Origin of the sequence: Streptomyces sp. NBC_00080 (genome assembly GCF_045041255.1) — a bacterium.
GTDB lineage: Bacteria > Actinomycetota > Actinomycetes > Streptomycetales > Streptomycetaceae > Streptomyces > Streptomyces coriariae.
This window is the reverse complement of sequence record NZ_CP108235.1, coordinates 7,410,184-7,425,820: the sequence shown is the minus strand read 5'-3', so window position 1 is coordinate 7,425,820 and position 15,637 is coordinate 7,410,184. Positions and strand designations below refer to the sequence as shown.

Sequence of the window (15,637 nt, the reverse complement as noted above, 5' to 3'; positions counted from 1 at the left end):
CGGCCCCTTCCTCGACGAGGTGAAGGACGCCGTGACCCCCCGGGCCACGCTGCTGGTGATCGGGGTGGTCGCGTTCCGTCTGCACTTCATCGCCTCCTGCGTAGGGGCGCTGCACGACCCGAAGCCCAAGGACGTGCCCTTCGGGGTCGTCGCGCCGTCCCCGGCCGCCGCCCGGCAGACGGTGGCCCGGCTGAAGAAGCTGGCGATCATGGTGATCAGCTCGGGGGGCCGCCCGCTCCACCCCGAGGCGCGCCGTGATCCTCGGCAACCCCGGCGCGGGCGGCGCGCTCCCGCCTCCGCCGCTCCCGCCGTTCCGGAAGGCGATCGGTCCGGCGCTGCCGCCGAGCGCGGGGACCTGGGCGGCACGCTCGATCGCCTACTTCAAGGGCAACGACACGACCGCGTCGCTGCTGGTGCTGTCGGCGTGGGCGGTCGCGGGGACCGTCGCCCTGCCGGCGGCGGCCCTGCGGACGCGCCGCGCGCGGAGCACGCCGTGAGCCGTCCGCGGCAAGCGGCCCGCGCCCGTGACGTGCCGCGCCGGACACGTGCGAAGTCCCGCCCCTCGCGCGCGGGGCGGGACTTCAGCTGAACGAAGGGTTGTTACCGGGCGTCAGCCGATCTGCGCCCCGGTCGCCGACAGCGCCTCCGTCACCGGCTGGAAGAACGTCTCCCCGCCGGAGGTGCAGTCGCCGCTGCCGCCCGAGGTCAGGCCGACGGCGCTGCTGCCCGAGAAGAGGGAGCCGCCACTGTCGCCGGGCTCGGCGCAGACGTCGGTCTGGATGAGGCCGTTGACGATGTCACCGTTGCCGTAGTTCACCGTGGCGTCCAGGCCGGTGACCGTGCCGGAGTGCACCTGGGTGGTCGAGCCGCTGCGGGTGACCTTCATGCCGACGGTGGCCTCGGCGGCGCCGGTGATCTGCTGGGCCGAGCCGTTGTAGAGGTCGACCTCGCTCGGGTGGTCGACCTCGGCGGTGTACTTGACCAGGCCGTAGTCGTTGTCCGGGAAGCTGGACACCTCGTTGGCGCCGATCTCGGTGCCGGAGGGGTCCGACCAGGTGGAGATGGCGTCGGTGCAGTGCCCGGCGGTCAGGAAGTACGGCTCGCCGCCCTTGACCACGTTGAAGCCGAGGGAGCAGCGCCCGGTGCCGCCGGTGATGGCGTCGCCGCCTGCGATGAAGGGCTTGAACTCCCCCTTGGTGCGCTGGAGTTCGGCCACCTGGCCGAGCCCGTCGACGACCTTGGTGAGCTTGGCCCACTCGGTGTCGGAGACCGTGCGGTCGGCGGTGACGACGACCTTGTTGGTGGTCGGGTCGGTGACCCAGGCGGTGCCCGGGACGGACGCGTCAGCCTTGAGCGTCGTACGGGCGCCGGTCAGTTCGGCGAGGGAGTTCTCGACGATTCTGGCCTTGGCGCCGGCCGCCTCGACGGTCTTCGCGGCGGCCGCGTCGAGGACGTTCACCACGAGGCTCTTGCTCTTCGCGTCGTAGTACGTGCCCGCCGCGTCGGCGCCGAGATCCTGGCCGAGCGTCGAGGCGAGCTTTCCGGCCGCGAGGGCCGAGAGGGGGGCGGGCTGCGAGGTCTTCGCAGGCTCGCTGGCGTTCGCAGTCTGGAAGGTGACTCCGGCTGCGACGAGCGCGGCGATGCCCGCGCCCGTCATGACCATCCGCCGCCCGGGTATGCGTCGGTGCTTCAACTCGCGTCCTCCTGTGGGGGGTCGGCCCGGGCGGCTATGGGGGCAGCTCCGGGCCGGAAGGCTGGTTGACGGGCGCCCACTCTTCCGAACCGCACAGGGAGCACACAAGGTCGACTTCAGGACGCGCACAGGGTGAACACCGCGCGCCCGCCACGCCTTCACCACCCCGGAACATCCCCTGGCCACCACAGGGGAATTCGCACAGCAAACGCTACGCGTGAGTAACCACTTACGCGGCGGTGAGGTCTAGTCCTGGCCGGAACTCGACTCCGCCGCGGGCGGCGAAGGTGTGGATGTCGTCGGGGGTGTGGAGGACGTCGGGGGAAGCGGTTGCTGCTGCTGGGCCCGCTCCAGGAACCTCAGCAGCTCCACCGGGAACGGCAGCACCAGCGTGGAGTTCTTCTCGGCGGCGACCGCCACCACCGTCTGGAGCAGCCGCAGCTGGAGCGCGGCGGGCTGCTCGGACATCTCCTTCGCCGCCTCGGCGAGCTTCTTCGACGCCTGGAGCTCGGCGTCGGCGTTGATGATCCGGGCCCGCCGCTCACGGTCGGCCTCGGCCTGCCGGGCCATCGACCGCTTCATCGTCTCGGGCAGGGAGACGTCCTTGATCTCCACCCGGTCGATGGTGACACCCCACTCCACGGCCGGGCTGTCGATCATCAGCTCCAAGCCCTGGTTGAGCTTTTCGCGGTTCGACAGCAGATCGTCCAGATCGCTCTTGCCGATGATCGACCGCAGCGAGGTCTGCGCCATCTGCGAGACGGCGAACCGGTAGTCCTCCACCCGCATGACCGCCTCGGCCGGCGAGGTCACCTTGAAGTAGACGACGGCGTCCACGCGCACGGTGACGTTGTCCCGGGTGATGCCCTCCTGCCCGGGGACCGGCATCGTGACGATCTGCATGTTGACCTTCCGGAGCCGGTCGATGCCCGGAAGGATCAGGGCGAGTCCGGGGCCCCGCACCTCGGGCCGGAGTTTCCCGAGCCGGAGGACCACGCCCCGCTCGTACTGCTTGACGACCCGCGCCGCCGCCGCCACGTACACCGCTCCGGCGGACACCAGCGCGACGCCCGCCACCATCAGCTCCTCGACCATTGCCGGCCCCCAAGGGTCCACAGCACTGCCCGCGCATCACTGCCTGTACCCCGACGGTAACCCCGCCCCCCGGCAAGGGCGAGCCCCCGCACGCCGGTTGCGTACGGGGGCTCGCCTGCGATCGGCCACAGGCCGGGTGAAACGGTCCCGCGCGAGGACTCCTGGGTGAGGACTCCCTCGTCAGGGCTCCCTCGTCAGGGCTCCCGCGCCGGGACTCCCTCGTCAGGGCTCCCGCGTCGGGACTCTCGCGTGAGGACTAGAAGACGCTGACGCCGTAGCGGCTCAGGGCCTCGGTCACGGGCTGGAAGAAGGTCGTACCGCCCGAGGTGCAGTTGCCGCTGCCACCGGAGGTCAGACCGAGCGCGACACCGCCGGAGGTGTAGAGCGCTCCGCCGGAGTCGCCGCCCTCGGCACAGACGTTGGTCTGGATCATCTGGTAGACCACGTCGCCGCTGCCGTAGTTGACCGTGGCGTTGAGGGCGGTCACCCGGCCGGTGTGGATACCGGTCGTGGAACCGTCCCGGATGACCGACTGGCCCACGGTGGCGTTGCCGGCGCTGGTGATGTCGGTGTTGCCCGCGGTGCCCGCCTTGGCTACCGAGGTGTTGGTGTAGCGGACCAGCGCGTAGTCGTTGGTCGGGAAGCTGTAACCGGAGTTCGTACCCAGCACGGTGGTCTGACCGGAGTTGGAGTACCAGGTCGAGGCGACCTCGCCGCAGTGCCCGGCGGTCAGGAAGTAGTAGGTGCTCCCGCTGACGACGTTGAAGCCCAGCGAGCAGCGGTAGCCGCCGCCGTAGATGGCGTCGCCGCCGCCGATCAGCTTGTTGAACTTGCCCGGGGTGTGCTTGATCGTGAGCGCGCCGGCGTTGTCGCCCGCCTGCTCCTTGATCTGCGCGATCTCGGCGTCCGAGACCGTGCTGTCGACGGTGACCAGGAGACGGTTGGTCTTGCTGTCGACCGCCCAGGCGGTGCCCGGGATGTCCGCCTGGAGCACCGAGTCGCCGGCGCTCTTCAGTTCGGCGGTACTGAAGGTGGCGGTGTCGGCCGCGCTCGCGTGGGGGATGGCGATGGCGGCGGCGGCCACGAGTCCGGTGGCCACGGCGGTCAGCCGGGTCCGTCTCGAGATGCCGCTCGTGGGGGTGGTGGGGGTGGTGCGCTTGATCCTCACGTTTCGTTCCCTCCCAGGGGAAGTCGGGGGCCCGTGGTGTGGGGTCGGGGCCCGTGAGGCGCAGCCAGGGACCGACGTTCGTCCGGATTTCGGACACGCCGTGACCCTGACAAGCGCTGAGGGGGAGTATTCGGCCGAACGGCCGGTCGGCGCAAGGGCGCCTTTCGGCCGTCAGACCTTCAACGAACTGCGTGAGTTGATCCCTCTTGCAGCCTCTTGTCCCAGCTCAGACCAGGTTGCGCTCTCCTGCCTCGACCGCCACGTCATATGTGTTCCCCGGCGGCGGGAAGGGGCGGAGGAAAGCATCCGCACAGGCGCACGGGGGCAGTACGGCCCGGTTGGAGTCGACCGTCGTGCGTCCGTCCGCGTCGGGTGCGCCGGAGTGCAGGAACCGGAACAGACAGCTGGTCACCCCGCTGGTGGCGTCGGCGAACACGGTCCACAGCGAACCGTCGCCCTGCACGCTCACTTGAAGGGTGAGCCGTTGCCCGGCCAGGACGAACGCCGGTTCCCCGCCGAGCCCGAGACCGCGCTCACGCCCGTCGGCGTTCGGCACCCGGACGGTACGGTCCTCGGCGTACGGGGTGAAGCGTGCGGGCACCGCCCAGCGCGCGTCGTGGGGCGTCGCGTCGATGCCCGGGAACCGGTGCCCGTCCGCGGAGTCCGGGTCGAAGTCGCGTACTCCCCGGCCCCCCTCACGGACCGGCACGACCAGCCGCCGGTCGCCGAGCGTGACCCGGGCCGCGTCCGTCGGTCCGGTGTCGGCGCCGAGCCGTACCTCCCCGCTGAACGGCTTCCCTTCCACGGTCAGCCCGTCGAAGCCGGTCGCGGCGAGCACCACGGCATCCTCATCGGCCACCCAGGTCCCCGGGGTGTCCGGAAGTCGACCGTCCGGAAAGTCCTCGAGCCAGAGGTCTCCCAGGCCGTTTCAGGCACTGGGGAGGGCGCCGGTGAGCGCGGGCGGGCCGTACGGCGCCGAGACCGTCTCCGGGCGGCGCTCGTGTCACTGCCGCCAGGCGTCCGCCCCGTCCGCCGCGTCCTTCGAGGCCGTCGTGTCTGCCACGTGCGCGGTGTTCGCCGTCACGGGGCCGGCCTTGTCGTCAGGTGATCTGTCCTGTCGTCATAGGGTTCGCCCGTCCCCACCGGGTCGGGCAGTCCGAGGTGGGAGCGCAAGGTGCGTCCCTCGTATTCCGTTCGGAAGGCGCCGCGCTCCTGCAGCAGCGGCACCACCCGGTCGACGAACTCGTCGAGCCCGCCGGGCGTGAGCTGCGGTACGAGGACGAAGCCGTCGGCGGCGCCCTCGCGCACGAGCTCCGCCAGTTCGGTGGCGACCGCCACGGGCGTGCCGATGAAGGACTGCCGGGCACTCGTCTCGATCACGGTCTGCCGGAGGGACAGCCCCTTCTCCCTCGACAGCGCGCGCAGCTTCCCGGCCGTCGCGACCGCGTCGCCGTGCCGGGCGCGACCCCCCGTGAGCCGCGGGTCGGCCACCGGGTCGAACTCGGGCAGCGGCCCGTCGGGGTCGTAGGCCGACAGGTCGACGCCCCAGAGCCGCTCCAGGGTGAGGAGGGCGCGCTGCGGGGAGACCAGCCGGCGTCTGATCGTGGCGGCCCGCTCCTGTGCCTCGGCGGCGGTGTCCCCGAGGACGACGGTGACGCCGGGCATGATCTTCAGATCGTCGGCGGTACGGCCGTACTTGGCCAGCCGTCCCTTGACGTCGGCGTAGAAGGCGCGCCCGGCCTCCAGCTTGCCGGGCCGCGCGAGGACGACGTCGGCGGTGGCGGCCGCGAACTCCCGGCCCTTCCCCGAGCCCCCCGTCCGGATCACCACCGGGTGCCCCTGCGGTGAGCGTGGCACGGTGAACTCCCCGGCGATGTCGAAGTGCCGGCCCCGGTGCGCGAACGGCCGGGGTGCCTCGTCCGGTGTCCAGGAGTCCCACAGCCTTCTCGCGGCGGCGACGAACTCGGCGGCCCGCGGATACCGGTCGGCGCGGTCCAGGTAGTCCCCTCGGCGGAAGTCCTCGCCGGTGCGGTCGGCCGAGGAGATCGCCACGTGCCAGGCCGCCCGGCCGCCGCTGAGATGGTCCAGGGTGGCCAGTCTGCGGGCGAGTTCGAACGGCTCGTTGACGGTGACGTCGGCCGTGGCGGCCAGCCCCAGGCGCTCGGTCACGGCGGCGAGCGCGTTGAGGACGGTGAGCGGCTCGGGGCGGCCGGCCACGTCCAGGTCGTGGATGCGGCCCTGGTGTGCGCGCGGCCGCGGCCCCTCGGCGAGGAGGAAGAAGTCGAACAGGCCGCGTTCGGCGGTCCGGGCGAGGTGCTCGAAGGAGGAGAACTCGATCGGCGACTTCGTGTCGGGGCCGGTCCAGACGGTGGGGGTGTCGGCGCCGGGGAAGTACGCGGCCAAGTGGCAGTGCCTGCCGAGCGGCCTCGGGCCCCAAGGTCGGTGTCCGCTCATGCCGCTCCCCCCGCGTACTGGTTGGCGGGCCGGGCCAGCCCCAGATGCTCGCGGAGCGTGCTGCCCGGGTAGAAGGTGCGGAACAGGCCACGGTGCTGGAGCAGCGCGACCGTGCCGTTGACCAGCCGTTCCAGATCGCGGCGCGGTTCGACGGGGGTGAGGTGGAAGCCGTCGGCGGTGCCGTCCTTGTACCAGGAGGCGATCAGGTCGGCGAGGTCGACGGGGCCGCCCCGGTAGAGCGGGCCCTGCGCGGTCTGCCGGGGGCCGCCTCCGCCATGGCCGGGTTCGGCGGCGTGCTCGCCGTCCCCGAGGTCGATCAGCAGACTCACCAGGACGAGCAGGGAGTTCGGGTCCCGCCCCGCTGCGGCCGCGTCGGCCCGCAGCCGGTCGCGGAGGGTGCGGGCCTGCGCGGGGCTCGCCGCGCGGACGAGGGCCACGTCGGTGTGGCGAGCCACGGCGGACCGGGCCGGTCCCTCGGTGGCGTCGACCACGCGCACCGGGTGTCCCTGCGGAGGTCTGGGCGCCAGGGCGGGGCCCCGCACCGAGAACGCCTCGCCGGTGAAGTCGACGTGGTGCAGCTTGTCGCGGTCCAGGAAACGGCCGGTCGGTGCGTCGCGTACGGCGGCGCCGTCCTCCCAGCTGTCCCACAACCTCGCCGCCACGTCGGCCACTTCACCGGCCTCCTGCCACAGCGCGTCCAGCGGCGCGGTGTGCCGGCGGCCGAAGAGCCGGGCCTCCCCCTCCGTGGTGGAGACGTCGATCCGCCAGCCGGCCCGGCCCCGGCTGACCCGGTCGAGCGTGGCGACGGTGGCCTGGATGTGGAAGGGCTCGGTGTGGGTGGTGGTGAGGGTGGGCACCAGTCCGACGCGGTGGGTGGCGGGTGCCACCCGGGACAACACGGCCGACGCGTCGGGCCCGGGCCGGGCGAAGGTGTCGTCCAGCGTCACGAAGTCGAGTCCGCCCCGCTCGGCGAGCCGCGCCAGTTCGACGTAGGGGCCGGCGTCGTACACCCCCGGCTGGTCGACGGCGGCCGCCAGGTGCAACGGGCCCCGGCCGTGCGATGAGGTCATGAGGGGAGAACCCTTTCTTCCGTGACGCTTCGAAGCGGACCGGTTCACCCGACGGCATCGGCGCCCAGGTCCCGCAGGAACACCAGGGCGGCCCGGGCGGTGGCGTCGTTCTGGCGGAACGCGGGGCCGCCGGTGCGCGGCCGGGTGAACGCGCCCGGCGTACGGCCGTCGGTGTGCGGCCCGAGCGCGAAGCGCCGTGGGTGCGGCAGGCCGGCCCGGTCCAGGACCCGCCCGTCGGCGCGGTCCACCCGCAGCAGCCCGTCCGGGGTCTCGCCGGCGCCGTCGGCGTGCAGCTCCCGCAGCAGCGGGTCGAGGGCGCGCCGGAGCGTCGGCTCCGGCAGCCTGGCCTCCACCAACGCCCGCGCCTCGACCGAGAAACCGGGCACCGTGGCGCTCGACGCCCGGAACACCCCGTCCCGCGCGTGTACGGCCATGTCGGCGCCGACGAACTTCAGCACCCCCGCCCGGGACAGCGCGAGCAGCTGTCTCAGCCGGGGGCCCGGCGGCCCGGAGGCGAGGCAACTGAAGAACCCGTGCCACCAGGAGCCGATGTCGCCGAGCCGGACCAGTTGTCCGTAGACGGACAGCAGTCCCAGGAACACGGCCAGGTCGGTGCTGTGCGCGGCGTCGTGACGGCGGTTCAGGTCGTCCTCCACATAGCCGCGCAGCCCTTCCTGGAACTCCGCGAAGGACCCGTACGTCACCCCGTCCAACGGCCGGTCGAGGGCGGCCAGGTCGAGCCGGTCCCGCGGGTCGGGGACGGCGGACGCCACCAGGGCCTCCCGCTCGGCGCCCTCGGACGCGGCCTCGTACTTCTCCTCGAAGTCGGTCCAGGCGATCGCGGTCCGCTCGGCGTGGACCGTGAACAGCCGGTGGTAGTGGGCGAAGCCCAGCTCCTTCTCCACCAGTGGCCAGACATCCCGCCGGAAGTCGAAGCCCCCGGGCCGCGCGAGCAGCCCGTCGATCTCGGCGGGCCCCAGGAACCGTGGCAGCGGCGGCCGTTCGCCGGTCCAGTCGTAGCCGATCTTCGAGTGGTACGGCACACCGCGCCGCGAGCCGACGTACAGCACCGGTTCCCGCCCCGAGGGCACATAGGTGTCCCCCTCGTGCCGCCCGCCGCGTCCCTCGGTGAGCAGCACCATCAGGTCGACGAAGGCGAGCCCGAGACCACGCACCAGCACGGGTTCGCCGGCCGGCAGCGCGGACAGGTCGCTGTCGGCCGTGAAGTCCGGCGGCAGATGGACGAGCCCGTGCTCCGCCGCATAGGCCGTCAACTCACGCTGTTCAGCGTCGGGTTCGGCATCGAGATGACCGTGAGCGAGGACGACGAGATCGGCGGGCAGGGGCTGGTCCCGGCCTTCCAGCCACACCTGCTGGCGTCCCGAACGGGGGCCGCTCACCCGCAGAGCGCGCCCCGGATGGTGGTGGACGGTGATCTGCGGGGGCAGGGCGGCGACCGCCTGCTCGTGCACCCAGCGCAGATAGGAGCCCTGGAGCTGCCGGTCGGCGAAGGTACGCCCGTCGATACCCGCCCACTCGTGCAACGTCGGGCCGGGCCGCACCGGCCCGGTCATCTCCACCGACTCGTCGGTGAACATGGTGACGTCCTCGGCGTGCGAGTTCATCCACAGCAACGGCGACTGGGCGGCCCGCCAGATGCGTCCGGCGCCCGGCGGGTGCGGGTCGACGAGATGGATGTCGAGCCCCGAACCGGCGTACAGCTCCGGGGCATTGGCGGCGATCCGCTCGATGAGGCCGGTCCCCCGCGGCCCGGCCCCGACGATCACGAGGGTGGCGGGCGCTTCGGGGGCGAGGGTTTCGGAAGACATGCGAAGGCTCCGTGACAGCTGGAATCGAACACGGGTAGGTGCCTTCACACACCGAATGGGGCGCGCCGCGCGGCGCGGATACGGCCGAGCCCCTCAGCAGGGCCGTGCAGCGAGAGTACGTTGGCGTTTCCGCTCACTGTCAAGGCCGTCCACACTGTGAGCGGTACGTCTCAAGTCGGTTGACGCGTAACCGGAGACCTGTTCCACTTGGCCCATGCATCCGCAGCAGTGCCTGGTCACCCGCTCCCACATCGACTTCGGTCGCGTGTGGTCCTGTTCCTGTTGAGCTGACCCACTGCGGCCCCCGTTTTCGGGGTGCCCTCTTCGCGTTCTCCCCTCACCCAGCTCCGCCTTCACCTCCGCGCCCTCCCCTCGATATGCGCCTTTCCCATCGCTTTCGCCCTACCTCACCCCTGCCCTACGGCGATCAGCGCGCCCCGACCGCGCTCCGCCCCGGAGCCGCGCCGAACCCGACCACCCGGTCCATCAACGCCCCCAGCACGTCCCGTACGGAGCCGCGCTCGCGCGCGTCGCACTCCAGCACGGGCACCTCGGCACTCAGCCCCAACGCCGCCCGCACCTCGTCCAGTTCGAAGTGCTCGGCCCCGTCGAAGCGATTCACCGCGAGGACGAACGGCGCGCCCTGCGCCTCGAAGTAGTCGACGGCCGGGAAGCACTCCTCGATCCGCCGGGTGTCGGCGAGGACCACCGTGCCGAGCGCTCCCTCCACCAGGTCGTCCCACAGGAAGGCGAACCGGTCCTGCCCGGGCGTGCCGAACAGGTACAGCGCGATGGCATGGCCGAGCGTGATCCGTCCGAAGTCGAGCGCGACGGTGGTGGTGGTCTTGGACTCCACGCCCTCGAGCGAGTCGATCCCGACCGACACCTGGGTGATCGGCGCCTCGGTGTCGAGCGGGTCGATCTCGGAGACGGCCCCGATGAAGGTCGTCTTACCGACCCCGAGCCCGCCGCTCACCACGATCTTCACGGCGAGCGGAACGGTTTTGTCAGAGCGCCCGGGCATGATCATCGATCCTTTCGAGCATCCGGAGCGGTGGCTCCGCGGGTTACCGGCACGCGAACGGCCGACCGCCGGTCCCGATGGACGGCCCTGCGAAGTCCGCGTCCTCGACCAGAGATACGTTCCAGGGATGCCCGTCGCTCACCGTGGCGCCCCACACGGGCGTCAAGGGCCGGAACGGTGACGCCGCGTCAGCAGTCGCAGGAGCAGCACTCACAGCACTCGCAGCACTGACACCCGTCGCAGCAGCAATCGCAGCCGTCACAGCCGTCGCGGCACCAGCCCTCGCGCTTCTTCCGCGACCAGGGCCCCTCGAACTCGTCGGCGCAGCAGGCCTGGCAGGTGCAGCACAGCCCGAGCGCGACCGCGCACCCGGCCCAGAAGCCCCGCTTCCCGGGCCGCGGCGGCTCTCCGCCGAAGGGGTTGCCGCCGTGAGGGCTGCCGGGCGCGTACGGATTGCCCGGCGCCTGCGGGTCCACCGGCCCCTGGGGGGCGTACGGGCCGGTCGGCGGCCCGAAGGCACCCTCCGGCGCGTGCGCGTGCCCGCACGACTGCGTCCCGAACGCCCGGTCGACCGACCGCTCCAGCTCGTGCGCCAGCAGCAGGTGCGCGAGCCTGCCGTCCACGAGCTCCATGTCGCGCAGCGCGAGCCGGATGCCGTGCAGGGCGTCGTCGGCGAGCCGGCGGGCCTCGGTGAGCGGGGTGCCGGTGGCCGTCAGCGGGTTCCAGGCACCGGCCGCCGCGTCGGACTCCCGGTCCTCGACCGCGTCCAGCAGATGCGCCAGCCGCCCGAAGAGTCGGCCGGCCTCGGCGAGCGGCGCGGCGTTGCCCGGCCGGCCCGCCAGGACCGCGGTGTGCGCGAAGGCGGCTGCGGTGGCGGTCTCGGTGGGCTCGGTGACGGCGCACAGCGGAGTGCCGGGCCCGGCGAGCGTCTCGATGCCCACCTGCCGTTCCACCGCGTCGACGAGGACGCCGGTGTCGAACCCGACGGCGGCCCCGCCGCGCTCCCCGGCCCGGCCCCAGCTCGCGGCGACCCGGCGCGCGGCGACGGCGACGGGCCGTCGCGCCAGCAGCCCGTCCCCGTCGGCGACGTGGTCGCGCACCTTGGCCGAGGCGAGCACCAGCGAGACGGCGGCCGCGAGCCGGGCGCCCTCGCCCTGCGCGACGGACGCGGTCCGCATCCCGCGCAACGGGCACGGTCCCGCCGTCCGCCGCCATCCGTCGGCCGGCACCCGGTCGGCCTGAGCCTCCGTCAGAACCGATATGAGCAGGCCGTCGTAGTTGGTGACGACCCGCGCGAACTGCCCGTGGTCACCGCGCAGCGCGAGACACAGCCCGCACAGGTGCGCCATCCACTGGGTCTTGAGGCCCTCTCCGAGCCGGTGACTGCATGGCCTGACGATTCCGAACACGACAACCCCCGTCGTCCTTGGGACATTGAGCTGCGGCATGCTATCGACCGATTGTCACGCCGGATCGGGGGCACCCGGTTCACCCGGACGCACCGTGCGTCACTCGTTCGCCATGAAGAATCATATTTCACTCACAGTCAGCAGCCGTATGCGGTACGACCCTTGGGAGACGCGGGCTCTCGACGTATTCGCTGTGCACCAGTACCGTCACAAACCCCCCGCGCGGCGTCTATCCACTTGGCGCGACATCCGCATCATGGACGACCATGGGGAATGCGGAAAGCAGAAAGACCGCTGTGAGAGGAGGCGTCCATGGGATCGGTGCGCAAGGCGAGTGCCTGGCTTGGCCTCGTCGACGACAACGATGACGAGCGTTACTACGACGACGACTATTCCGAGGGGACCGACTCCGGGGACGCCTGGGTCACCGACCCCCGCGTGAAGGTGGCGACGGACACGGCCGAGGAGAAGGGCCGCCGGATCGGCACCGTCACCCCGGACAGCTTCCGGGACGCGCGGGCGATCGGTGAACTGTTCCGCGAGGGCGTGCCGGTGATCATGAACCTCACGGCCATGGAGGCCGGGGACGCCAAGCGCGTCGTCGACTTCGCGGCCGGGCTGATCTTCGGCCTGCGGGGTTCGATCGAGCGGGTGTCCACCCGGGTGTTCCTGCTGACCCCCGCCAACACGGAGATCGTGAACGGAGACCCGTCCGCGCACCGGACGGACGGTTTCTTCAACCAGAGCTGAGGCAGGGCCGCTCACCGGCCCTGCCTCGGCCCCCGGGCCGGGTCAGCGGAAGGCGTCGAGTCCGGTGAGCGCCTTGCCCAGCACGAGCTGGTGCATCTCGACGGTGCCCTCGTAGGTGAGCACCGACTCGAGGTTGGTCGCGTGCCGCATGACGGGGTATTCGAGCGAGATCCCGTTGGCACCGAGAACGGTACGGGCGGTCCGGCAGATCTCGATCGCCTCCCGTACGTTGTTGAGCTTGCCGAAGCTGACCTGCTCGGGACGCAGGCGGCCGGCGTCCATACGCCGCCCCAGATGATGGGCGAGCAGAATCCCCTTGTGCAGCTCGACCGCCATGTCGGCGAGCTTGGCCTGGGTGAGCTGGAAACCCCCGATGGGCCGCCCGAACTGCTCGCGGGTCTTCGCGTACTCGACGGCGGTCTCGAAGCAGGAGCGCGCCGCCCCCATCGCGCCCCACACGATGCCGTAGCGCGCGTGGGACAGACAGCTGAGCGGTCCGCGCAGCCCGGTGACCTCCGGCAGGACGGCGTCCGCGGGCAACCGCACGTCGTCGAGCACGAGCTCGCTGGTCACGCTGGCCCGCAGGGACCACTTGTGCTTGATCTCGGGCGCCGAGAACCCCGGAGTGCCGGCGGGCACCACGAAGCCGCGGATCCCGTCGTCGCTCTGCGCCCAGACGACGGCCACCCCGGCGACGGACCCGTTGGTGATCCACATCTTGCGGCCGTTGAGCACCCAGTCGGAGCCGTCCCGCTTGGCGTACGTCCGCATGCCCGCCGGGTCGGAGCCGTGATCGGGTTCGGTGAGCCCGAAGCACCCGATGATCTCGCCCGCGGCCATCCCCGGCAGCCAGGTCCGCTTCTGCTCCTCGCTGCCGAAGCGGTGCAGGGCGTACATGGCGAGGGAGCCCTGCACGGAGACCAGGGACCGGATGCCGGAGTCGGCTGCCTCGAGTTCGAGACAGGCGAGGCCGTACTGCACGGCACTGGCACCGGCGCAGCCGTATCCGCTGAGCGACATCCCGAGCGCCCCGATGGCGCCGAGCTCGCGCGCCAGCTCCCGGATCTCCGGCAGCTCCCCGCGCTCGTACCACTCGGCGACCTGCGGCAGCACCCGGTCCGCGGCCCAGTTCCGCACGGTGTCACGGATCGCGAGATCCTCCGGCTCCAGCAGATCGTCGATCCCGAGCGGGTCGGCGGGGTCGAAGGGGGGCAACTTCGAGGACGCGGACATGAGAGAGCCTCCGAAAAACTAGCACCGCTAGTCACACCAACGTCGCAGACGTTACACGGGAGGCCGCAAGCCGCCAACGGCGAGCCGCCCCCGCGGGCAACGGCCACCCTTCAGGAAACAGCAAAACGGTGCGTGGGTGGGAGACTCACGCGGAGACGCGGGACTCCACGACTCCGCGGGGCGCAGGAAGCTCCACCTCCGCCGGAGGCGCCTCGCACTGCATGACCCGCGGCAACCGCAACGCCATCAGCGCCCCCAGCAGCAACAGCCCCGCACTCACCAACAGCGTGACATGCAACCCGTGCACGAAGCTGTCGCGCGCGACCCGCCGCAGCGCGACCCCGACCGGCCCGCCCAACTGCCCGGCGACCTCGTACGCCTCGCCCAGCGAATGCCCGGCCGCGTCCGACGCCGACGCCGGCACCCCGGGCACGGACTTCAGTCCCGGCGCGTACGCGGCGTTCATCACGCTTCCCAGCAGCGCGATCCCCATCCCCGCCCCCAGCTGGTACGACGTCTCCCCGATCGCCGCCGCCCCACCCGCCTGCTCCGGCGGCGCCTCGCTCAGCATCGACTCGTACGCCGCGAACAACGTCGTCTCCAGGCCGAAGCCCAGCAGCAGGAACCCGAACAGCAGCAGTCCCGTGTTGTCCGACTCGCCCATCGCGGTCAGCGTCAGCACCGCCAGCGCCGTGAGGACGAACCCCCCGCACACCATCCGGCGCGGCCCGAACTGCCGGAGCAGCCGTGCCCCGGCCAGCCCTGCCGCCATCGCGGCGAAGGTCAGGGGCAGCAGTCGCAGGCCCGTCTCCAGCGGAGACAGTCCCAGCACCAGCTGCAAGTACTGTGCCGCGATCAGTTCGAGACCCACCAGCGCCAGCATCGCCAGCACGATGCACCCGACCGACGTACTGAAGGCCGGCCGCCGGAACATCCCCAGATCCACCAGCGGATGCAGGCGACGCCGCTGACGGCGGACGAACAGCACGATCAGCACCGCGCCCACCAGCAGCGGGGCCACGGTGAACAACCCGAGCTCCCCACCGCCCAGCCGCTTCACACCCAGCACGACACCGAAGAGACCGGCCGCCGCCATCAGCGCGCCGACCACGTCCCAGGGGCCGTCCGCCGCGCCCCGTGACTCGGGCAGCAGCAGCCGCCCCACCGGCAGGCTGACCAGCATCAGCGGGATGTTGACGAGGAAGACCGAGCCCCACCAGAAGTGCTCGAGCAGAAAGCCGCCCAGGAGCGGGCCGACCGCCGCACCGACCGCGGCCACCGCGCTCCAGATACCGATCGCGAGCGCCCGCTCACGCCGGTCGGGGAACACCTGGCGCAGGATCGACAGCGTCGCGGGCATGATCATCGCGCCGCCGACACCCAGCAGCGCCCGCGCCAGGATCAGGGTCTGCGCGGTCCCGGCGAACGCAGCCAGCGCGGAGGCGACGCCGAACAGGGCGTAGCCGAGCAGCAGGATGCGTCTGCGGCCCACCTTGTCTCCGAGCGTGCCGAACAGGATCAGCAGCGAGGCGCAGACCAGTGGATAGGTGTCGACGATCCAGAGCAGCTCGATCGCGCCGGGCCGCAGGTCCTCGGTGACCGCCGGCACCGCCACATGCAGCACCGTCGCGTCGACGGCGACCAGCAGCAGGCTGACGCACAGCACCACCAGGACGACCCAGCGGTTGGCACCGGCCCCGGCCGCCCGACGACGCAGCCCAGCGGCGGCCGTGGTCGTCCCGGACATGTACGTACCTCCCAGGTGATCCCCCGGTTCGGCGGGCTCACGGGGTGGGGACTCCCCGCGGCTCGGCCGGAGAGGAGCGGTGTCTCCGGCCCGCGCAAACGAACACGAGTGGAACGCAGCGTACGCGAGTTCGCGCCAGGGCCACGTGGCGGACCTCTCACCACC

General features: G+C 71.9%; 11 protein-coding genes and 2 pseudogenes. 2 read left to right on the top strand and 11 right to left on the bottom strand.

Annotated features, from left to right (window positions below; translation table 11 throughout):
• The first annotated feature begins 19 nt into the window (after positions 1-19).
• Positions 20-497, top strand: a pseudogene (locus OHU34_RS33115) (hypothetical protein).
• A 113-nt stretch (positions 498-610) separates the two neighbouring features.
• Here OHU34_RS33115 and OHU34_RS33110 read toward each other — a convergent pair.
• From OHU34_RS33110 to OHU34_RS33070, 9 genes and pseudogenes are all read right to left on the bottom strand, one after another.
• Positions 611-1,693, bottom strand: coding sequence for a S1 family peptidase (locus OHU34_RS33110; protein ID WP_142269578.1), 1,083 nt, complete (start codon positions 1,691-1,693; stop codon positions 611-613).
• Between the two features lie 246 nt (positions 1,694-1,939).
• A complete protein-coding gene (locus tag OHU34_RS33105; protein ID WP_405769791.1) occupies positions 1,940-2,788 on the bottom strand; it encodes a slipin family protein in 849 nt (282 codons plus the stop codon).
• A gap of 256 nt (positions 2,789-3,044) precedes the next feature.
• The gene (locus OHU34_RS33100) at positions 3,045-3,956 is read right to left on the bottom strand and encodes a S1 family peptidase (protein ID WP_020128192.1); all 912 of its coding nucleotides are present in this window, start codon (positions 3,954-3,956) and stop codon (positions 3,045-3,047) included.
• 226 nt (positions 3,957-4,182) lie between these two features.
• Positions 4,183-5,019, bottom strand: a pseudogene (locus OHU34_RS33095) (DUF1684 domain-containing protein).
• A 17-nt stretch (positions 5,020-5,036) separates the two neighbouring features.
• The gene (locus OHU34_RS33090) at positions 5,037-6,410 is read right to left on the bottom strand and encodes an NtaA/DmoA family FMN-dependent monooxygenase (RefSeq protein ID WP_405769787.1); all 1,374 of its coding nucleotides are present in this window, start codon (positions 6,408-6,410) and stop codon (positions 5,037-5,039) included.
• Positions 6,407-7,480 carry an LLM class flavin-dependent oxidoreductase gene (locus OHU34_RS33085; RefSeq protein ID WP_142269581.1) on the bottom strand — a complete coding sequence of 358 codons (1,074 nt, stop codon included), beginning with the start codon at positions 7,478-7,480 and terminating at the stop codon, positions 6,407-6,409. The genes OHU34_RS33090 and OHU34_RS33085 overlap by 4 nt, the downstream gene beginning before the upstream one ends.
• 44 nt (positions 7,481-7,524) lie before the next feature.
• Positions 7,525-9,309: an FAD/NAD(P)-binding protein gene (locus tag OHU34_RS33080; protein WP_405769784.1), complete on the bottom strand. Its 1,785-nt coding sequence runs from the start codon at positions 9,307-9,309 to the stop codon at positions 7,525-7,527.
• A gap of 427 nt (positions 9,310-9,736) precedes the next feature.
• The gene (locus OHU34_RS33075; RefSeq protein ID WP_372481781.1) at positions 9,737-10,339 is read right to left on the bottom strand and encodes an ATP/GTP-binding protein; all 603 of its coding nucleotides are present in this window, start codon (positions 10,337-10,339) and stop codon (positions 9,737-9,739) included.
• Positions 10,340-10,521: 182 nt separating this feature from the next.
• Positions 10,522-11,742 (bottom strand): DUF5685 family protein, encoded by a 1,221-nt coding sequence (locus OHU34_RS33070; RefSeq protein ID WP_235034722.1) that lies wholly within the window; start codon positions 11,740-11,742, stop codon positions 10,522-10,524.
• Positions 11,743-12,054: 312 nt separating this feature from the next.
• On the opposite strand from OHU34_RS33070, the gene OHU34_RS33065 reads away from it, so the two are divergent.
• The gene (locus OHU34_RS33065; protein WP_020128186.1) at positions 12,055-12,492 is read left to right on the top strand and encodes a cell division protein SepF; all 438 of its coding nucleotides are present in this window, start codon (positions 12,055-12,057) and stop codon (positions 12,490-12,492) included.
• A gap of 42 nt (positions 12,493-12,534) precedes the next feature.
• On the opposite strand, the gene OHU34_RS33060 is transcribed toward OHU34_RS33065, so the two are convergent.
• A complete protein-coding gene (locus tag OHU34_RS33060; RefSeq protein ID WP_142269585.1) occupies positions 12,535-13,725 on the bottom strand; it encodes an acyl-CoA dehydrogenase family protein in 1,191 nt (396 codons plus the stop codon).
• A gap of 145 nt (positions 13,726-13,870) precedes the next feature.
• Entirely contained in the window at positions 13,871-15,472 is a 1,602-nt protein-coding gene (locus tag OHU34_RS33055; protein WP_142269586.1) for an MFS transporter, read from the bottom strand.
• Between the last annotated feature and the right edge of the window lie 165 nt (positions 15,473-15,637).